8 protein-coding genes are annotated in these 22,183 nt (G+C 63.1%); 5 read left to right on the forward strand and 3 right to left on the reverse strand.

The genetic code is table 11. The features are described from left to right. The first annotated feature begins 3 nt into the window (after window positions 1-3). Window positions 4-3,174, forward strand: a complete 3,171-nt coding sequence (locus tag BMY71_RS15060) for an efflux RND transporter permease subunit (protein ID WP_092684775.1) — start codon at window positions 4-6, stop codon at window positions 3,172-3,174. Between the two features lie 327 nt (window positions 3,175-3,501). Here the strand turns inward: BMY71_RS15060 and BMY71_RS15070 are convergent, their stop codons facing one another. Further along, window positions 3,502-4,167, reverse strand: a complete 666-nt coding sequence (locus BMY71_RS15070) for a LuxR C-terminal-related transcriptional regulator (protein WP_011501979.1) — start codon at window positions 4,165-4,167, stop codon at window positions 3,502-3,504. A gap of 181 nt (window positions 4,168-4,348) precedes the next feature. Further along, on the reverse strand, window positions 4,349-5,836 hold the full coding sequence (locus BMY71_RS15075; RefSeq protein WP_244526066.1) for a sensor histidine kinase: 1,488 nt from the start codon (window positions 5,834-5,836) through the stop codon (window positions 4,349-4,351). Window positions 5,837-6,135: 299 nt separating this feature from the next. Here BMY71_RS15075 and BMY71_RS15080 point away from each other — a divergent pair, with 299 nt between their 5' ends. The 4 genes from BMY71_RS15080 to BMY71_RS15095 all read left to right on the forward strand — a co-directional run bounded on the left by BMY71_RS15080 (window position 6,136) and on the right by BMY71_RS15095 (window position 20,909). Beyond that, complete coding sequence (locus BMY71_RS15080; RefSeq protein ID WP_092684777.1) at window positions 6,136-15,396, forward strand: peroxidase family protein; 9,261 nt, start codon at window positions 6,136-6,138, stop codon at window positions 15,394-15,396. A 73-nt stretch (window positions 15,397-15,469) separates the two neighbouring features. Then, complete coding sequence (locus BMY71_RS15085) at window positions 15,470-17,221, forward strand: type I secretion system permease/ATPase (protein ID WP_092684779.1); 1,752 nt, start codon at window positions 15,470-15,472, stop codon at window positions 17,219-17,221. Then, a complete protein-coding gene (locus tag BMY71_RS15090) occupies window positions 17,218-19,533 on the forward strand; it encodes a calcium-binding protein (protein ID WP_092684781.1) in 2,316 nt (771 codons plus the stop codon). Before BMY71_RS15085 ends, BMY71_RS15090 begins: the two co-directional genes overlap by 4 nt. Window positions 19,534-19,553: 20 nt before the next feature. Continuing rightward, window positions 19,554-20,909 carry an HlyD family type I secretion periplasmic adaptor subunit gene (locus BMY71_RS15095; protein WP_092684783.1) on the forward strand — a complete coding sequence of 452 codons (1,356 nt, stop codon included), beginning with the start codon at window positions 19,554-19,556 and terminating at the stop codon, window positions 20,907-20,909. A gap of 136 nt (window positions 20,910-21,045) precedes the next feature. Here the strand turns inward: BMY71_RS15095 and BMY71_RS15100 are convergent, their stop codons facing one another. Beyond that, window positions 21,046-22,182 (reverse strand): glycosyltransferase, encoded by a 1,137-nt coding sequence (locus BMY71_RS15100; protein WP_092684785.1) that lies wholly within the window; start codon window positions 22,180-22,182, stop codon window positions 21,046-21,048. Window position 22,183 lies beyond the last annotated feature (1 nt).

A 22,183-nucleotide genomic window follows, 5' to 3' on the forward strand; every position in this document is an offset into this window, starting at 1 on the left:
GTGATGCATCGCTTCAATCTCTCCGCCTGGGCTGTAGCCCATCCCACCCTGATCCTGTTCCTGATCCTGATGATCGGTGTCGCGGGGACGCTGTCCTACCGCAATCTCGGACGCGCCGAGGATCCGTCCTACACCATCAAGGTCGCGGTGGTGACGGCAGCGTGGCCGGGCGCCACCGCGGAAGAGATGCAGTTCCAGGTCGCCGACCGGATCGAAAAGAAACTGCAGGAACTTCCGTCGTTCTACAAGGTGACGACTTATTCCAAGCCAGGCTTCGTCGCTGCGCAAATGGAGTTCCGCGACACCACGCCGCCCGGTCAGGTGCCGTGGCTGTTCTATCTGGTGCGCAAGAAGATGGTCGACCTGAAGCCCGACCTGCCGGATGGGGTGATCGGGCCGAACGTCAACGACGAATATGGCGACGTCGATTCCATCGTGTACATGCTGAGATCGGAGAGCGCCGACTACGCTACGCTCAAGCGCGTCGCCGAGGCTGCCCGGCAGCGCCTGCTCAAGGTGAACAACGTCTCCAAGGTGACGATCTATGGGACGCAGGACGAGCGGATCTTCGTCGATTTCGACCACGTCAAGCTCGCCAATCTCGGAATCGCGCCCCAGGCGATCTTCGACAGCCTCGCCAGACAGAACGCATTGTCGTTAGCGGGGATGATGCAAACCGCTTCGACGCGGATTCCGCTGCGCGTCACCGGCGCGTTCGACGGCGTGAAGGCCGTCGAGGAAACGCCGGTCGCCGCCAATGGCGCGGTGATCCGGCTGGGCGATATCGCCACGGTGAGCCGGGGCTTCATCGATCCACCGGAGTTTCTGGCGCGTCATCGCGGCGTCCCGGCGCTGGCGCTCGGAATCGTCATGCAGAAAGGCGCCAACATCCTCAAACTCGGCGGCGACGTCGAAGCGGTGATGACCGAGGTCGACCGAGCGACGCCGGTCGGTCTCGTCTTCGAGCGGATGGCCAACCAGCCCGCGGTGGTCGCCGAGGCGGTCGACGACTTCATGCGCTCGTTCGTCGAAGCACTCGCGATCGTGCTGATCGTCAGCTTCCTGTCGCTCGGCTGGCGCACCGGCATCGTGGTGGCGGCCTCGGTGCCGTTGGTGCTCGGGGTCGTGTTCAGCATCATGCTGATGATCGGCATCGACCTGCACCGGATCTCGCTCGGCGCGCTGATCATCGCGCTCGGCCTGTTGGTCGACGACGCCATCATTGCGGTCGAGATGATGGTGGTGAAGATGGAGCAGGGAGTTGGTCGCGCGGAGGCGGCCGCCTTCGCTTGGCAATCCACCGCGTTTCCGATGCTGACCGGGACCTTGGTCACGGCCGCCGGGTTCGTTCCGGTCGGGTTTGCGGCCAGCGGCACCGCGGAATACGCCGGCAGCATTTTCTGGGTGGTCGCTATTGCGCTGATCGCGTCCTGGGTGGTCGCCGTGATCTTCACGCCGTATCTCGGCTTCAAGCTGTTGCCGACCCTCAAAACGACCCATGCCGGCGATCCCGGCGCGATCTACCAGACCGGCATTTATCGCCGGCTGCGCAGCGTCGTCAGCTGGTGCGTGCAGCATCGGATCAAGGTCGTGGTGGCGACCTTTGCTATGTTCGCGCTATCCGTCATCGGCTTCGGCAAGGTATCGAAGCAGTTTTTCCCGGCGTCGGATCGGCCCGAGCTGTTTGTCCAGCTCCGGCTGCCGGAAGGCAGCGCGATCGGCGCCACGATCGAGGCGGCGAAGCGGGCTGAAGCACTCCTCGCCGGCGACGACGACGCCGCGACCTGGGCCAGCTTTATCGGGAAGGGGCCGCCCCGTTTCCTGCTCAATTTCAATCCTGCGCTGCCAAACGAGGCTTATGCGGAGATCGTGGTCGTCGCCAGAAGCGGCGAGGCGCGAGAGCGTATCAAGGCCAAGATCGAGCACGCGGTGGCCGATGGAGCAATTCCCGATGCCCGCGTGCGCGTCAATCGGCTCAGATATGGGCCGCCGATTGAATTTCCGGTCCAGTTCCGGGTCATCGGCGCCGATCCCAACACTGTGCGCGGCATCGCCTATCAGGTTCGGGATATCCTGAGGGCCAATCCGAACGCCATCGAGCCGCAACTCGATTGGAACGAACAGATGCCCTCGATCCGGCTGGTCGTCGATCAAGACCGCGCACGCGCGCTCGGGCTCGATCCCCAGACGGTCGCGCAGACGTTGCAGACGCTGGTGACCGGCTCCACGGTGACCACCGTCCGCGATCGCACCGAAAAGGTTGCGGTGGTGGCCCGCGCGGTGGCGTCGCAGCGCGGCGATATCGGCGCCATCGGCGATCTCACGGTGCTGTCGCGCAACGGCGTTCCGGTGCCGTTGTCGCAGGTCGCCCGCATCGAGCAGGGCCACGAAGAAGCGATCCAATGGCGTCGCAACCGCGACATGGTGATCACGGTGCGTACCGACGTTCGCGACGGCGTGCAGGCGCCCGATGTCTCCGCCGCGGTTTGGGCGACGCTCGGCGACCTGCGCCAACGTCTGCCGGAGGGCTACCGGATCGAGCTGGGCGGCGCGATCGAGGACTCCGGCAGGGCCAATGGCGCGCTGGTTGCGGTGATGCCGATGATGCTGGTGATCATGCTCACGGTCCTGATGGTGCAACTGCAGAGCTTCTCGCGGTTGGCGTTGGTACTGCTGACGGCGCCGCTCGGTCTGATCGGGGCCTGCCTCGGACTGCTGGTCTCGGGCAAGCCGTTCGGCTTCGTGGCGCTGCTCGGCCTGATCGCCCTGGCCGGAATGATCATCCGCAACGCCGTCATTCTGGTCGATCAGATCGAGCATGATGTGGCGGCCGGCCATCCGCGCCGGGTGGCGATCATCGATGCGACGGTGCGCCGCGCGAGGCCGGTGGTGCTGACCTCGCTAGCCGCCGTGCTGGCCATGATCCCGTTGTCGCGATCGAGCTTCTGGGGCCCGATGGCCGTCGCCATCATGGGCGGCCTGCTGGTCGCCACCGCTCTGACGCTGCTGTTCCTGCCGGCGCTCTATGCGCTCTGGTTTCGGCGGTCGCTCGATGGGACGGAGACCGTATCCGGATGGGAAAACCTCAAGAGCACGTTCCGGTCACTGACGACTTCCCTGCCGACCATCTCGAGAGGCCGACGATCCGCTGATCACCAGCCAGACAATCGATGACCGGATGGTCGAACGTTAGACGTACCAACTTCGAACGTTCCAACTCGCGAAATCTTATGCCTCCCAATCAGCGAGCCGCCGCCGAAGATGAAAGTCGATCGAATGGGCAGGCCAATCTCCAACAACCTCCAGGGGGCGTCACTGAATATCGGTGACCGCGTCAGGATGAGCGCGCTGGGGCGCGAAAGACACCCGCGATACGGCGATCGGTAGGGTGTGATTGTCGGTATCGCTTCTCCAAGCATCTTGCGCGTGAAGTTCGACGCGACCAAGACGACCGTGTCGATTCACAGGGGCTATTTGGAGCACGTATGACGGGCTTCCATCTCAGGAATGCAGCCGAGGCAGTTGCCGCTCTGCATCCAGCCTCTGCGCGGCGATCACGACCTCGAGCCGATTGCGCACCTGCAACTTCTGCATGAGGATCGTCATGTAGTGCTTGACCGTCTTCTCGCTGATACTGATCGCGTGGGCGATTTCCTTGTTGGTCTTGCCCTTCAGCAACAGCCGCACGATCTGTTCCTCGCGGATGCTCAGCTTGACCGCCATGGCGGCACGGCGCCGGATAGTCGCATCGCGCAGCGCCGAGATCACTTGGGTGGCGAAGTTGCGCGTGATGTAGGTTTCCCCGGATCGCACCGAGGCGATCGCATCCAGCAGCTCGTCCGGGCTGCTACCTTTGAGCACGTATCCGCTCGCCCCGCTGTCGAGGGCGCGAATGGCGGTGTCGACGCCGGTCGAAGCCGTGAAGGCGACGAGTTTGGTCCCGCAGGAGTTCGAGGCGACGCTCGCAATCGCCGCGTAGACGTCGCCGGGGAGCCCCAAGTCGACGATCATGATTTCCGGTCGGAGTAGTGTTCCGATGTCGACCACGTCCTTCGCGCTGGTTCCGGTCGCCACCACTTCAAATGAATCAATTCGGGAAAGGAGGGAGAAAACCGCTTCGATCATCAACGGATGGTCATCAACGAGGGCAACCGAGACCCTACTCATAAATCCACTCCATCAATCCGGCTCTAAAATGCCCTGGTCTATTCACAAAGGTCAGCGGATCTCCCTAAAAGGTTCAATCACATCTGAGGCCAGAGCGGCGACCCCACCACAATTTGATAGAATTATTGCCGCAATTCAATAAAGTATTCGGTCAGGAGAGTTGTGTGGTCGATCACTACCGTTAACCGCCGGCCGGATCGCCCATCGGCAAGGTTGCCCGAAGTTCGGTTCCCGGCGACAATTGTGCGATCTCAAGCGAGCCGCGGAACCCTTGGACCCTTCGGTGCAGGCCCGGCAAACCCAGGCCGGTCTTGCGTAGGCGGGGACTCGCCGGTGCATCGGCGCTGCCGCTGTCGCGGACAACGATCGTGATCTGGCCGGCGCTCCCGCTCGCCGACACGTGCTGGCCCTGTCCGCTGGCGTAGTAATAAGCGTTGTTCAGGCCTTCCTGAACGATCCGAAACAGGCAGGTTCTCAGGGGAGGCGGGGGGAAGAAAGTGAGGTCGCCGATCTCGGTGAGGACACGCGTTCCCGTCAGAGCTTCGTGCTGACGCACGGCCAGCAAGAGCGTCTCTCGGGCGTTGAGCCCCTCCAACTGCGGCAAGACGAGACCAATAGAGAGGTCGCGCAAATCGGACAGTGCGGCCGCGGTGAGGTCGGCAAGACCGCCGGTCGCACTGCCGGTCACCATGGGAAGCGCGGTGCTTCCGCTATCCGCCGGCTTCATCTCCGACAGTTTGAGCGTCAGGATGCTGAGGAGCTGGATCGGGCCATCATGCAAGTCCTGCCCGATCTGACCGAGCAGGCCCTCGTTGGATTGGATAGCATCCAGACGGGCCTCGTCGGCCTCGCGCCGCAATTGATCATTCTGGTCCGCCAGTGCCTTGGCCTCGTCCACTTTTCGCGACAACGCTGCGCCGTGTGCCGCCACGATTGCACTCGCTCGCCGGACGATCAGGAACAGCAGCAGCATCATCGGTGCCGTGACCGCCCCGACGATGCCTGCAGTTACGGTGCGGATATGCGACAACTCTCCTAGAAGACGCGAGCCATCGTTGTAGACCTCTCCGACCGCGATGACTTCTCTGGTTCCTGTTCGATAGAATGGCGCATAGATTTCGATCAGCGGAACCTTCAATTCGCGCTCATAAGTGTTTTCATCGTCATCGAGATCGTCGAACGAGCCTGATACGCGGCCGCCGAACGCCTTGTCGAGGTGATCGGACGGGAATTTCTCGCCGATCAATTTGTTGTTGGTCGCATAGACCAGCCTGCCGTCCTTCATCCAGATCTTGATGACCTTGACGCGCTCGTTGAGCACGGTCTGCAGCATCGCGTCGAGCCTTTCGACGTTCTGCGGCGACAAGACGTCGGAAGAAGCCAATTCCTGCACGTGCGGGCCGATGAAGTGGCCGACCAACAACGCGCCTTCCTCCGCGGCTGCTTGCATTATGCTCGACTCAAGCCGGGTCGAGACCGAATAGGTCAGGACGGCCATCGACACACAGATCGTGACGGTTGCAGCGGCCAGGAATTGCTGGAGCAAGGTCGCGCGGCGCCAAATCGACCGGATGCGATGAAGCGGCTGCATCAACCGAAGTCCCAATTCACTGCCGGAGAACGATGAAATCGGCGCCTTGTCGAGGTCCGAAAACTTTGTTCGAAACATATTAACACCCCGGTGCACGCTTCATTCCCAACGATCTATCGAAGCCGCCGCTCGTAGACCTCGCAACACCTCTTCCACCGCGGATCGATCACTCCGGGTTGTCTTCGCTCCACCGAATAGCGCGCAGCTATCAGACCAAAGTCCGGGACCAAGGCCGAATACCGCGTGTGGCCTTGGTCCGACTGCTGATCAGACCTTGCGCGGTCCCGAGTCGGTCCCGCGAATGCTTAACGTAGCATTAATCCGAAGCCTGGCCGCCGTTCGGGTCAGGGCAACAAATCCACGCAGGGAGACGGAAAATGGCTGCATTTACGCTCAATCAGGCTGATCTCGCTTTCATTCTCCGTCAAATCAAGGTCGCAGAAGCCCACGCGGCGGGCGCGCCGCTCACCAGCATCTACGTCGACGCGCTCGGCAACGTCGTTCCGGCAGGTACGCCAGGCGCATTGCTCGCCGTCGCCGATCCGAAAGTGCCGGTCGGGCTTCGGACGGTGGACGGTCAGGATAACAACATCGTCCCGGGACGCGAGCAATGGGGCGCCGCTGACCAGTCAATGCCGCGCCTGCTAACGGCGAGCTATACGACAGGGACCGGCTCGATCGATCTCAACGGCCCGGCGCCGGGCGGCGTGGTGACTGGCGGAAACTACGCAGCTCCCGGCACCATTGTCGACACCGCGCCCCGCACCGTGTCCAATCTCATCGTCGACATGAGCTTGAACAATCCGGCGGCCATCATTGCCGCGCTCACCTTCGCCGGCTCGGAGGACGTTCTTGCCGACCAAAGCGAGATCACCGCCGCCTTTCTGGCGCTGAAAGCGGCGCGCGACGCCGACCCGCTCGGCGATCATGCTGCATTGCAACTCGAACTCGACACGATTCTCGAACAGAAGGGCGTCACGGTCACCAACGGTTCGATCGACGTTCCGAACGTCGCGCCCGACGAAGGCCTCTCCGCGCCGTTCAATGCCTGGATGACTTTCTTCGGCCAGTTCTTCGATCACGGCTTGGACCTGATCAGCAAGGGCGGCGCCGGCACCGTCTATGTTCCACTGGCCGCCGACGATCCGCTCCGCACTCATGGTCCGGATGGCATCGCAGGAACCGGCGATGAAGTCCCCGGGCAGATGGCGTTCATGGCGCTGACCCGCGCGACGCCCGCAGCCGACGGGTCGCAAGTCAACACGACGACGCCATTCGTCGACCAGAACCAGACCTACACCTCGCATGCCTCGCACCAGGTGTTCCTGCGCGAGTACAAAATGGTCGGCGGCGTTCCGATGGCGACCGGCAAATTGCTGGGCGGCGCGGAAGGCGGCCTCGCAACCTGGGCCGACGTCAAGGCGCAGGCGCAGAACATGCTCGGCATCGTGCTGTCCGATCTCGACGTCCTCAACGTGCCGCTGCTGCGCACCGATGCCTATGGTGAGTTTATTCGTGACGCCAATGGCTTTGCGCAGGTGATCATCGGTCTCGGGGGCGACGGGATTCCGAACACCGCCGATGACCTCGTCGCCAGCGGTACCAACCTGGCGCCCCTCAATCTCGCGACGTTGAACAATGGCGCGGGCCCGGTGCGCACCAGTCACGCTTTCCTCGACGACATCGCGCACAATGCGGCGCCGGTCGTGGTCGATGGCGTCCTCACACCCGATACCGATTCCGCGACCGGAAACGACGTCGCGATCAATCCGCTCACTGGCCAGAGGCTCGAATACGACGACGAGCTGCTCGACCGTCACTACATCACCGGGGACGGCCGCGGCAACGAGAACATCGGCCTCACCGCGGTGCACCACATCTTCCATTCCGAGCACAACCGCCAGGTCGACAGCCAGAAGCTGACGATCCTGAACTCCGGCGACATCGCGTTTATCAACGAGTGGCTGGCGACGGATATCGGCGCGCTCGATCCCGGCTTCGGAACGATGAATGCGCTGCAACAATTGGACTACGCCAACAGCCTGAACTGGGACGGCGAGCGGCTTTTCCAAGGGGCGCGCTTCGCCACCGAAATGCAGTACCAGCACCTGGTGTTCGAAGAGTTCGCCCGCAAGATTCAGCCGGCGATCGATCCCTTCGTGTTCAATTCGGTCACCGACATCAATCCGGCGATCTTCTCGGAATTCGCCAACACGGTGTATCGCTTCGGCCATTCGATGCTGACTGAAGGAATGCCGCGGCTCGACGCCAACGGCAATCCGATGGACAGCGAACTCGGTCTGGTCGAATCCTTCCTCAACCCGGTCCTGTTCGACAATGACGGCGCCATCTCGCACGACGCCGGCGCCGCTGCGATCGTGCGTGGCATGACCATCGAGCGCGGCAACGAAATCGACGAATTCGTCGTCGACGCGCTGCGCAACAATCTGCTCGGCCTGCCGCTCGATCTCGCCGCGATCAACATCGCGCGCGGCCGCGACACCGGCATGCCATCGCTGAATGAGACCCGGACGCAACTTTACGCGGCGAGCGGATCGACCTTCCTCAAGCCCTACGACCATTGGGTCGACCTCGCCACCAACCTGAAGAATCCGGCCTCGATCGTCAATTTCGTCGCCGCCTACGGCACGCATGCGACGATCGTCGGCGCCACCACGCTCGAAGCCAAGCGCATGGCCGCGATGGAGCTGGTGTTCGGCGTCGATCAGAACGGCGACGCGACGGTGGCCGCCGACCGGACCGCGTTTCTCACCGGCACCGGTGCCTGGGCCGGTGTGGAGACCGGCCTCAACCGGATCGACCTGTGGATCGGCGGTCTGGCCGAGAAGAAGATGCCGTTCGGCGGCATGCTGGGCTCGACCTTCAACGCCATCTTCGAACTGCAGCTCGAGAACCTGCAGGACGGCGACCGTTTCTACTATCTGACCCGAACCCAGGGACAGAACTTCCTCAACATGCTGGAGCAGAATTCGTTCGCCAAGCTGATCATGGCGAACACCGATCTGGCGCAGCCGGGCCCGGACGGCATTCGCGGCACCGCCGACGACATCGTTCCGCGTCACATCGGCGTCGATTCCTTCGCCAACTACGACTACGTTCTGGAAGTCGACGAGTCCAACCAGGCTGACTACAACGGCGCGGCGCCGGGCAAGGACCCGCAAGGCGCCGACCCGTTCCTGGAAGCGCTCGGGCTCGGCAAGGTCATCCGCAATGATCCCGGCACGGCCGGTCCCGACGCAAACTACATCCGGTTCAGCGGCGGCGAGCACATCGTGGTCGGCGGCACCGATGGCGACGATACGATCATTACCGATTTCGGCGACGACGGCATCTGGGGTGATGCCGGTGATGACCGAATCGAATCCGGCGCTGGCGTCGATCTCGTCAATGGCGGCGCCGGCAACGACATCATCACCGACTCCGGCGACACCGGCGACTTCCTGAAGGGCGACGAGGGCGACGACGTCATCGCCAATTCCAACGGCATCGACATTCTGATGGGCGGCTCCGGCAAGGACGTTGTCTTCGTCGGCGTCGACGACACCGAAGTGTTCGCCGGCGAAGGCGACGACTTCGTGCTCGGCGGCGACGGCGTCGACTTCCTGCTCGGCAACGAGGGCGACGACTGGATGGAGGCCGGCGGCGGCTTCGACACCACCGCGGGCGACAATTCGGAACTGTTCTTCAACTCCGCCATCAAGGGCCACGACGTGATGTTCGCCGGCTCGGAGGAGCACGATTTCGACGCCGAATCCGGCGACGACATCATGGTCCAGGGCGAAAGCGTGATGCGCAACGAGGGCATGTTCGGCTTCGACTGGGCGATCTTCAAGGGCATGAGCCTCGACGGCTATGCCGACATGAACATCCCGATCTTCACCACCGATCAGGCCGACATTCTGCGAAACCGGTTCGACAAAGTCGAAGCGCTGTCCGGTTGGGACAATAACGACACTCTGATCGGTGACAGCCGGGTGTTCGGCGACATCGCCGCCGGTGATATCACCGCTACCACGGAAGGCGTGTTCTTCAACGACGGCCTCGACCAGGCCGGCCTCGACCGCATCGCCGGCCTCGATCAGATCGTGCAGGTCGGACAGACCGGGCTCTTCGAGAGCGGTAACGTTTTGTTCGGCGGCGGCGGCAGCGACGTGATCGAAGGCAATGGCGGCGACGACATTCTCGACGGCGACCGATGGCTCAACGTCCGCATCCGCATCACCGGTGCCGGCGAGGCCAACACCGCCGACAACCAGATCGCGACCGTCGATAGCCTGAAGCACGTCTTCACCGCCGCCGACGCGGCGGACCCGAGCTGGGTCGGCAAGAGCCTGTTCGAGCTGATGATCGCGCGCACCATCGTGCCGAACCAGCTTTACATCGTGCGCGAAATCATCGAGGACGACGGTGCCGGCGACACCGATATCGCGGTGTTCAACGACATTCGCGCCAACTATGTGATCAGCGGCAATGCCGACGGCAGCATCCGCGTCGAGCACGTGACGGTGTCGAACGTGATCGATCCAGCGAACGGCCGCAATATCGTCTCCGACGGCGTCGACACGCTGCGCAACTTCGAGGTGCTGCGCTTCGCCGACGGCGATTTCACGCTGACGCCGCCGGAGCTTCGGCTCAACGGCTTCGATTCCCTGACCGTGGCGGACAATTTCGATGCCGCCAATTATACGAATTCGACGGGCAATCGCGTCTGGGGCTCAGGCTGGGTCGAAACCGGCGATGACAACAGCGCGACCGCCGCGGCGGGCCAGATCCGAATTACCGGTGGTGTGCTGCAGTTCGATCAAGGCAACGGAGCGCAGATCCAGCGCACGATCAACCTCGCGGGCGTGACTTCGGCACGTTTGAGTTTTGATGCCGACCCCAACAATCTTGACGGCGGTGAACTCGTCCGAGTCTTGTACTCGGCAGACGGCGTCGTCTTCAATCAGCTCGACACCATCGTAGGCAACGGCGGAAACACCACGCGCAGCTTCGATCTGACCGGCCCGTTCACGGCGAATTCGGCGATCCGCTTCGAAGTCACCAGCTTGAACGCCGCCAACGAGACAGTGAACATCGATAATCTGTCGGTCGTGGTCACGGTGCCTGCGGCAACCCCGACGATCGATGTCGGAGCCACCTTCACGGAGGACGGCCCGGCGACGCCGATCGCCTCGTTGCCCAACATCGCCGACGATTCGGCGACGATGGCATCGGCGCGGATCGTCCTCACCAACGCGTCGGCCGGCGATCAACTTGTCGTCGGTGGGCTCCCGGCCGGCATTGCCGGCGCGATCGACACCTCGGTCGACGGGCGGATCACTGTCACGTTGACGGGCGCGGCCTCCCGGGCCTCCTATCAGGACGCGATCCAGGCGATCACGTTCCGCACCACGTCGCAGTCGCCGAGCGTCGATGACCGCATCATCCAGGTCACCGTCAATGACGGCCTCGTCGATAGCAACATCGCCACCTCGACCATCCAGGTGATCAGCGTCAACGATGCGCCGAACGCGGTCAACGACCGTATCGTGACCAACAATGGCAACGGGGTGGCTTTCCAAATTCCGGACTGGGCGTTGACGGCGAATGACACCGACGCCGACAGCCCGTTCGCGATCACCGTCGTGAACGGCGCCAACAACCTCACCGCGACACGCCCCGCCGGCGGTCCGGTCACCATCACCGATACCGGCACGATCAACGGCGGATCCTTCAACTACACGGTCAGCGATGGCTTCGCGACCGACCCCGCGAGTGTTCAGGTGGTGCGCGACACCACTGGTGCAATCAACGGCAATAATGGCGTCGACATCCTGGTCGGCGACGGCGCTGCGAACATCCTGGAAGGCGCCGGCAGCAACGACCTGATCTTCGCCGGAGCCGGCGACGACACCATCAACTGGACGGCGACTTCGATTGGCGGCGTTGACATCGCCAATGACGGCCGCGACTTCGTCGATGGCGGCGCGGGCACGCTTGACCGCTTCGTGGTGAATGGCTCGGGCTCTGAAGAGGCCTTTGTGGTCTATGCTGCGTCTGCCGCCCTGGCGGCGGGGTTCACTGGTCTGAAGCCCGGCACCGAGATCGTCATCACCCGCAACGGCACGGTGATCGCCGAGCTCGACAACATCGAGGAAATCACTATCAACACCGGCGCCGGCAGCGACACTGTGACGGCGGTCGGAGATTTCGACCCCACCAGCCTGAACTTCAACACCATCACGATCAACGGCGACGGCGGAAACGACACCGTCGACGTCTCTACGCTGCAATCTGCCCATCGTATCCTGTTCCGCTCCAACGGGGGCAACGACACTATCGTCGGCAATCTGCGCCCGCAGGATGTGGTCGAGCTGGCGCCGGGGACAAGCCTTGCCAACTATGTGCTGGCGGACAATGGCAACGGCACCAAGACCCTGTCGAACGGCGCGCACTCCATCACATTCACCGGCGCGGTGCCGCCGCAATTTCAGAATGGTTCGGCGCCGGGCGGTAACGGCGAAGGCGTCACCGGAGCGTTCGAGTACACCGCGAGCGATCTCGCCGGATTGAAGGCGCTGGTCAACGGCCAGCGGCCGGTGGGCGACGACGACGATGGCGCCACGGGCGTTCGCGACCTGTCCGGCCACAACAACAACGTTGCCAACCCGAATTGGGGCTCTGCAGACCAGCCGTTCATTCGGATCACCAATCCCCATTATGGTGAGGCGGACGCCAACGGCAATCTTGCGATCAATCCAGTGTTCGACGGACTCGACCCGCGCACTATCAGCAATGTCCTCGGCGGTCAGGAAGCGGGGCTGCCGAACGCCGGTAACGACGCCAACATCTTCTTCATGGCGATGGGGCAGTATATCGACCACGGCCTCGACTTCCTCGGAAAGGGTGGCAACGGCACGATCCAGATCGGGGCGCTGGGCGGCGGCGCACCGGGATCGGGCAACCCAGCCGACCTCACCCGCGGCAGTGTCGCGTCTTACGACGCGAACGGCGTGCCGCAGCACATCAACCGCACCTCGCCCTATGTCGACCAGAACCAGGCCTACGGCTCCAACGATCTGGTCGGCCAGTTCCTGCGCGCAGGCGATGACAATGGCGGCCTCGGCGCGCATCTGTTCGCCGGCGCGCCTGATCCGTCGAATCCGGAATTCGCTTTACTGCCGACGCTGCGCGAACTGATCACGGAGCATTGGCAGAACAACACCGTGTTCCATTCATCGAGTCTGCAGGGCGGCTCGGTCGCGTTCCGGGATTATTTCGTGGGCCTTGTCGGCCAGAACGGCGTGATCAATCAAGCGTTGCTGCCGTCCATGATCTCGAACTTCATGGGCACCAACCATGCGCTGTTGCTGGACGCCAACCCGTTCATCAACGTGCTGGATCACTATGTCTCCGGCGACGGCCGGACCAACGAGAATTTCGCGCTGACCTCGATCCACACCATCTGGGCCCGCAACCACAACCACCATGTCGAGGGGCTTGCCGCCGCCGGGTTCCAGGGCACGGCCGAGGAGCTGTTCCAAGCCGCCAAGATGATCAACGAGGCGGAGTATCAGCGCGTCGTCTTTGACGAGTATCTGGAGACGTTGCTTGGCGGTCTGCGCAGCCAGGGCACTCACGGTTTCGAGGAGTACGATCCGAACGCCAACGCCGGCATCTCGCACGAATTCGCCGGCGCAGTGTTCCGCTTCGGCCATTCGCTGATCGGCCAGACCATGACGGTGCTCGATGCGAACGGCAATCCGACTCAGGTCAACCTGTTCGACGCCTTCCTCAATCCGAGCAACGACCCGTCGGCGTTCCCGAATCCGCTGCCCCCGGGCTACACGCCGCAGCCGGGCTATGCGCAGCACGGCGTCAACGCCATCATCGGAGGCACCGTCAGCCAACCGGCCGAGGACGTCGACTTCAACATCGTCGACGCCGTGCGCAACGATCTGGTGCGGATCAACGCCGATCTGTTCGCCTTCAACGTCGCCCGCGGTTGGGACCTCGGTCTCGGCACGCTGAACCAGGTGCGGCGTGACCTCGCCGCATCGACAAACCCCTACGTCGCCGAATCTGTCGGCTTCGCCGGCAGCGATCTCACGCCGTACAGCTCTTGGGAGGACTTCCAGCAACGCAACGATCTCAATAATGCGGTGATCGCCCAGTTCAAGCAGGCCTATCCTGACCTGACACTGGCGGCCGCTGATATTGCCGCCTTCCGCGAGGTCAATCCCGACATCGCGATCGCAATGCAGAATGACGGCACCGGGATCGTCAGCGGCATCGACCGGCTCGATCTTTGGGTCGGCGGCCTGGCCGAAAAGCACATCAATGGCGGCCTGGTCGGTGAGACCTTCTGGGTAGTGCTGAGTGAGCAATTCGAGCGGCTGCAGGACGGCGATCGGTTCTATTACATCTCGCGGTTCGATAATTTCGACTTCTACGAGAACTTCATCGACGGCCAGCAATTCGCCGACATCGTCACCCGCAACACCGGCATGACCGGTCTTCCGGAGCACATGTTCCAGACTGATCCGATCGACCAGAATGAAAACGAGGGAGAGGGAGAGGGAGAGGGAGACGGCACGCCGGTGGGAAATGGCGACCCGCCGACCGACGATGACGATGACGATGGTGACGGTACCGCCGGTGGTGATGACGATGATGACGACGATACTCCACCCGCCAATGGTGAGGGCGATGGGACGACGCCGCCGGTCGGGGGCGTGATCCGCACGGGAACGCCGCAGCCCGACGTGCTCGTCGGCGGCGCCGGCGACGACAACATCGTCGCCTTTGCCGATGACGACGTGATCGCCGCCGACGCCGGCGCCGACGCGATCTCGGCCGGTGACGGCAACGACTTCGTCAACGCCGGCGCAGGTCGCGACGTGATCTTCGCCGGAGCGGGTAACGACCAGGTATTCGCTGGCGACGGTGCCGACATGATTTACGGCGACGCCGGAGCGGACCGGATTTTCGGTCATCAAGGCAACGACCTGATCAACGCCGGCGCGGGTGACGACATCGTGTTCGGCGGCGCCGGCAACGATCTGATCGTGGCCGAACTCAGCGACGGCAACGACGTGTACTATGGCGACGACAGCGAAGGTGGCAGCGGCATCGACACGCTCGACCTGTCGGCGGCGACGGCCAATGTCACCGTCAACCTCGGTTCGGGACCGCTGTTCCACGGCAGCGCCTCGGGCTCGCAGACCGGCAATGATACGCTGTGGAGCATCGAGAACGTCTACACCGGCTCCGGCAACGACACGATCACCGCCAGCAACGCGGTGAACGTGATCAGCGGCGGCACTGGCAATGACACCTTCCGCTTCACCTCGACGTCGGCGGCCAACGGCGACACCATCCTCGATTTCGAGCCGGGCGACCGGATCGATCTGACGGCGATCGACGCCAGCACCAGCGCCAACGGCGATCAGAGCTTCGAACTGATCAATGGAGCGACGTTTACTGCGGCGGGCCAGCTCGCCGTCAGCTTCGAGAGCCGCGAAGACGGCGACTTCACCGTGATCCGCGGCAACATCGACGGCAATGCCGATGCCGATTTCAAGATCGAGGTCGCCGGGCATCACAATCTAACGTCGTCGAACGTCGGTCTGTAGGCGCCTTGGTGGCTCGCGGCGTGGCGCCGCGAGCCACCGAGACCTTCCCTCGTTTCAAGCGGGTTGATTCATTATGGCCAAGCCGAAAGAACTTTCGTCTGCGAAGCGGCGAAATCTCGCCGAGCTGACCCGTGGTTTGCGCGGCGTTGCGATCTTCCTGTTTCTGGTCTCCGGGATGATCAATATTCTGGCGCTGACCGGATCGCTGTACATGATGCAGATCTACGATCGCGCGCTCACCAGCGGCAGTATTCCAACGTTGCTGCTGCTGTCGGCGCTCGCAGCCGGACTCTACCTTTTCCAGGGCTGCTTCGACGTGATCCGGTCGCAGGTGCTGGTGCGGGTCGGCGCGCGGCTCGACAAGAAGATCGCGCCGCTGGCGCACCGCGTCGCGATCGACATGCCACGGTTCGGCTTCTCGACCTCCGAAGCGCTCGAGCGCGGTCGCGACGTCGACACGGTTCGCGGATTCCTTGGCAGCCAGGGTCCGTCCGCGCTGTTCGATCTGCCGTGGATGCCGATCTATCTCGTCTTCATCTACTTCCTGCACCCGCTGCTCGGGGCGCTCACCTTCGCCGGTGCCTTCGTGCTGACGATCATGACGGTCGTCAGCGAGGTCCTGACCAAGCGCCTCAGCATCGCCACCCGCAAGGCGGCGATGGCGCGCAACACCATCGCGGATTGCAACGCGCGCAATGCTGAAGTGCTGAAGGCGATGGGATTCGCAGATCGTGCCGTCAGTCGGTTCAACATCGCCAATGGCGAGCACCTCGAGTTGCAGACCAAGGCAAACGACATTACGGGCAATTTCGCAGCGGTGTCGCGGGTGTTGCGGATGCTGCTGCAGTCGGCGGTGCTCGGTCTTGGCGCCTACCTCACGATCAAGAACGAGCTGTCGGCCGGCGCGATCATCGCCTGCTCGGTGGCTTCGGCGCGCGCGTTGGCGCCGGTCGATCTCGCAATCGGCAACTGGAAGTCCTTCATCGCAGCGCGCATGGCCTATCACCGCCTGCGCGACACCGTGGTGGCGCTCGCTTCGGCAGACGAACCGATGCAACTGCCGGCGCCGAAGAATCGCCTCACCGTGGAGAAGGCGACGATCGCCGTGCCGGGCACCGGCCAGATCGTGCTCAGCGATGTCAGCTTCGAACTCGAGGCCGGGCAGGCGCTCGGGGTGATCGGCCCGAGCGCCGGCGGCAAGACCACCCTGGTCCGCGCGCTGACCGGGATCTGGCCACTGCTGCGCGGCAGCGCGCGGCTTGACGGCGCTGATCTCAGCCAGTGGCGCGAGGACGAGATCGGACGGCACATCGGCTATCTGCCGCAGGAAGTCAGCCTGATGGACGCGACCATCGAAGAGAACATCTGCCGCTTCGAGCCGCAGCCCGACTATCGCAAGGTGGTGGAAGCGGCCAAGGCGGCCGGCGTGCACGAGATGATCGTGAAGTTGCCGGACGGTTATCGAACCCAACTCGGCCCGCAGGGGTCATCGCTGTCGGCCGGCCAGCGTCAGCGCGTCGCGCTGGCGCGGGCGCTATACGGCAATCCATTCATTGTGGTGATGGATGAGCCGAACTCGAATCTCGACGGCGAGGGCGAAACGGCGCTCACCGCCGCGATCGAGGGAATTAGCGCGCGTGGCGGCATTACCGTCGTCATCGCGCATCGGCCGAGCGCCCTGGTTGCGGTCGATCTGGTGGCGATCGTCCAGGGTGGACGCATGGTCGCGTTCGGCAAGAAGCAGGACATCATGACGCCGGGCCTGCAGCCGCAGGCGCGGCCGGCGGCGGAAGAGCCGCAGGAACTGATCCGGAGGCCGGCATGATTACAGCCAAGCCGATCAGGCAATCTGAATCGAAGACGCCGACGCGCGAAGATTTTGTCAGCGAAGAATCCGACAAGCGCCGCTGGGTGCCGCTCGCCTTCTTGCTGTTCTTGACCGGCTGCGCGGCCTATCTGAAGAGTTTCATGCCGGTGGGGCTCGAAGCGCGCGAGGAAGGCAAGCCGAAGCCGCCGGGTGGTGATGACGAGGCAGCCGGTCCGAAGCCCGATGAAGCCATCGCCACCGAGGACGATGATCTCGCGACCGGAAGTATCCGGCCTCAGCCGAAATCGTCCGACAATGTCATTCCGGTGCGGTTCGCCCTATCGAAGGACGGCGCTGTCGTGATGACGTCCGCGCCGCCGCTGAGTTCAAACGATCAGCCTCCGCCAGTGACGATCGACCGCTCGACGTTCGGGGACCGCCCGGGTGCCCCCAACGACAACCGGGCCGGCAATCCCGGAGGTGGCGGCGGTGGAGCTGGCGGCGGCGGAGGCGGCGGAGGCGGCGGAGGTGGCAGCGGCGATCGCGGGAGCGGAAACGACGGCCCGCTGCGGCTGCCGCCGGAACGTCCTCCTTCGGTCAACCCGCCTACATCCGAAAACCAGCGCAATCGCGCGCCGCGCGTCGCCGGGCCTGTCTATCTGTCGAACGTCGTCGGCTGCGAAGGCATGACGATTGCGGTATTGGCTCTGCTCGCCGGCGCCACCGATCCCGATGGCGATGCGCTCCGTGTTCTTGGTGTCAGGTCGAGTTCCGGCGCGCTGAAGCAGGCGGACGATGGAAGCTGGGTTTTCGCGCGAGATCAGGGAATGCTCGGCGAGGTGACGCTGACCTACTGGATCACCGACGGCAATCTGCTGATCAAGCAGACCGCGCATTTCAACGTCGTCGAACCGCCGCCGATCATCGGTGGCGCCGGCGACGACAATCTGCTGGGCACGCGCTGCGCCGACACGATCATCGGCAATGCCGGTGACGATAATATCGACGGCCGCGAGGGCAGCGATACGATCAGCGGCGGCGAGGGCCACGATCATATCGTCGCCGGATCCGGCAATGACATCGTCTATGCGGGCGCCGGCAACGACATCGTTTTCGCAGGCCCGGGTAACGACGTGGTGTTCGGCGGAGCAGGGAACGATCGCCTGTTCGGCGAGGACGGTGACGACATCCTGTTTGGCGAGGACGGCAACGACACTCTGTTCGGCGGCGCCGGGGCCGATATCCTGATCGGGGATGTGGGCGACGACAGGCTTTACGGCGACGCCGGCAATGACACGCTCGACGGTGGTGACGGCGACGACGAGCTCGACGGCGGCGACGGCAACGATCGGATGGCCGGGGGCGACGGCGACGACACCCTGTCGGGCGGCGCCGGCAACGACACGCTGATCGATGGGCTTGGTGCGGACATCGTTCGCGCCGGCGCGGGCAACGACTACGTCGTCGCCGCGGCGGACGGTGCGACGGATGACTATTCCGGCGATGCCGGTCGCGACACGCTGGACTATTCTGCCGCAAACACGCGCGTCGCCGTGGATTTGGAGCGGGGCACGGCCGATGGCGACGAGATCGGCCACGACACGATCGCTGGCTTCGAGGAAATCATCGGCGGCAGCGGCGATGACGATCTCAGCGCCGGCGCCGATGCGGTGACGATCCGGGGCGGTTCGGGTGACGATCTGGTTTCGGATGGCGCCGGTGAGGACGTCGTCGACACCGGCGCGGGCGACGACCGCGTGCTGGCGGCGATGGATGGCGTCGACGACCGATACGATGGCGGGGCCGATTGCGATACCATGGACTACTCGCGGGCAACGCTGCGGGTGAACATCGATCTCGGCGAGAATACAGCTGAAGGCATCGAAATCGGCAAGGACCTGCTTGCCAATTTCGAACGGTTCATCGGCGGTAGCGGTGACGACGACTTCATGGCCGGGTCATCCTCGGTGTCGTTCACCGGCGGCGAGGGCAACGACACGTTCCAGTTCCAGCGACGGGACGATGATCATCAGCCCGACATCGTCCGCAAGATCACCGATTTTTCGGTCGGAGATCGCATCATCGCCGCGACTTACGAAATCTACTATCGCGACGAGGACGACGCCGCCGATCAAGTCGCCGACCTTTTCGAGGACATCTATCTCGCCGATCAAGGCGATCAGCGGCCGGTCCGCTTCCGGTTCGAAAAACAGGACAACGACGAATTCACGATCATCGAGGTGCAGGACAGGCCCGACAATGATCAGGATTTCTACGCGATCCAGCTGTCCGGTCATCATCAGCTTCAGTTCACCGTGTCGGTGTCGTGAGCGACCCAGGAGAATTCGTTATGAAACATGTCGATTCCAGCGAGTTCGTCCCGGTTGCCGTGAGCCCTAAAGAGTCAGGGGCAACGAGCGAAGACAAGCCGTTTCGGCTTTGGCCGCGTGTCCTCGGCGGCGTTTCGCTGGTCGCGTTGCTGGTGATCGGCTGCGGCGGCTGGAGTGCGCTGGCAAAGCTCGAAGGCGCTGTGATCACATCCGGCGCGGTGAAAGTCGATCAGAACCTCAAGGAGGTCCAGCATCGAGATGGCGGCATCGTCAAGATGCTCGCCGTGCGCCAGGGCGATTTCGTCCGCGAGGGGCAGGTGCTGGCGACGCTCGACGACGTACAGATCAAGGCCGAACTGTTGATCGTCCGTTCGCAGTTGAGTGAAGCCCTGGGACGGCGTGCGCGGCTGACCGCCGAGCGTGACAATCTTGCCGCCATCGACTTTCCTTCGGAACTCACGGGGCTCAGCACGACGTCGGAGACTGTGATGGTCGGCGAACGGCGGCTGTTTGCCGGCAACAAACTGACCCGGGACAGCCAGAAAGAACAGCTCGAGCTCAGCGTCGGCCAGACGGGCGAGGAGATCAACGGCATGGAGGCGCGGCTGGCGGCCAAGGAAGAGGAGATCAAGCTGGTCAGTGCCGAAAGAGAGAAACTGCTCGGCTTATTCGACAGGAAGATCGTGGAATACGCCCGCGTCTATTCGGTGCAGCGCGACTGGGCGCGGATTCTCGGCGAGCGCGGCGAGATCGCCGCCGGCATCGCGCGGGCCAAGGTGCGCACCACCGAGATCCGGCTGCAGATCATTGCAGTCGATCAGAATGCCAGCACGGAGGCGCAGCGCGAACTACGCACGGTCGACGCGCGAATCGCGGAACTCAGTGAGCGAAGGGTGGCAATCGAGGATCGGCTCGCACGGACCGACATCAAGGCGCCGATCGCCGGCTATGTCAACGAGCTGTTCGTGTTCACGGTCGGTGGCGTGATCACGCCGGCAGCGCGGATCGCGACGATCGTTCCCGACAACGCCGCGCTGCGCTTCGAGGTCAAGATCGCGCCGGTGGATATTGATCAGGTCCGTGAGGGGCAGCCCGCGCGCGTCCGGTTGTCGGCATTCAGCCGCGCGACGACGCCCGAGCTACAGGCCCGCGTCGCACAGGTTTCGCCCGCGCCCGCGCGCGATCCGGCGACGGGCCAGGAGAGCTACATCGCCTATGTGCAACTGACCGACGAAGCCGCTGCGCTGATCCACGGCCTTCGCCTGGTGCCCGGAATGCCGGCGGAGGTCTTCATCTCCACCCAGGAGCGGACGGCCGCATCCTATCTGCTGAAGCCGATGAGCGACCAGTTCAACCGAGCCTTCCGGGAGCGTTGATCGGAGATGCCGGTTGCCTTTCGATCAACCCTTGCTGGCAAAGGCTTTTCGACAGGACAGTCGTGACGGCCTGTACGCCCGTCTGTGGTCGGCGCGGGGACGATCCATGCCAGCAAAGCGCGCCCATTCAGCCGCCTTAATTCTTGCTCTTTAACAAAGTCCGATAGAAATCAATCAGCGTTTTCGACTCGCGATCCCAGTTGTATTTGTTTCGAACGGCGGCCTGCCCGTTTCTGCCCATGGCTTCTGCTTGTTCGGGATGATCGAGAATCCAGCGCATCGCATCGGCGATCGCCTTGGGGTCGAGAGGATCGACAAGCAGACCGCATTTTGCGCCGTCGATGATCTCTCTCCACAGGGGAAAATCAGAGGCCACAACAGGTAGTCCAGCTGACATATATTCAAACATCTTGTTGGGCTGAGCATCGATGTGGTTCGGCATCGGATGGAACAGGACGAGTCCGCCTCTCGCGCCCCCCAACAATTGAGCAACTTCGGACCGATTGAGAGATTGGCGGTATCTCACACGGGACCAGCTGCTCAGTTCGCGCAATTCGGCGGCCAGACCTGCCGGGCTGATTGCCCCAGCTATCTCCAAGTGTGCGTCAGGTCGATCTTTCAAATGATCGAGCGCTTGCACCATGCCCTTGACGCCGCGGATGTCAGTGAGCGCGCCGACATAGGCAAACGCTTGAGGCCTTTGGTTGTATGGTTGCGGTGTTGCGAGAACCAGTTCAGACTGGATTGGAAAGTTCTGAACGATGACTGTCCGCTCGAGAGGAAACCGAGCCGCAATGGTCGAAGTAGCGGGTACAATTCCGTTGAAGAACCTGCCGGCCAGCCATTCCATCGCTGAAATTGCCTTGGCCACTGGCCACCGCAACACGACCGGGATCCAATGCTTGCTCATTATTTGTCGTGGGACATCCTCATGGACGTCGTAGATCACTTCGTGTCCAAAAACACGAAGGACGAGACCCAACGGAATCAGCTCGGGGTCATGAAAGTGCACAAGACGGGGTTTAGTCCGGCGAATGAAATCAAAAGCGCGCTTGTTACCGTGGATGGCGCGCAGCAATCGACTTTCCGGCAGTTTTCCAAGATCGTGAACATTGGCACTGCCAGTCCCGAGACTGTCGCCGAGCCCATCCGCAACGACAAGAGCGACGTCTGCGTCGAGCGCGGCATGCAAGGTCTGCACCTGCTTGACGAAGATGCGGATATCATTCCGTGGATGGACGGTAGAGAGCTGTATCAGCTGATGTTTGTTCATC

This window comes from Rhodopseudomonas pseudopalustris (assembly GCF_900110435.1).
GTDB classification, from domain to species: domain Bacteria; phylum Pseudomonadota; class Alphaproteobacteria; order Rhizobiales; family Xanthobacteraceae; genus Rhodopseudomonas; species Rhodopseudomonas pseudopalustris.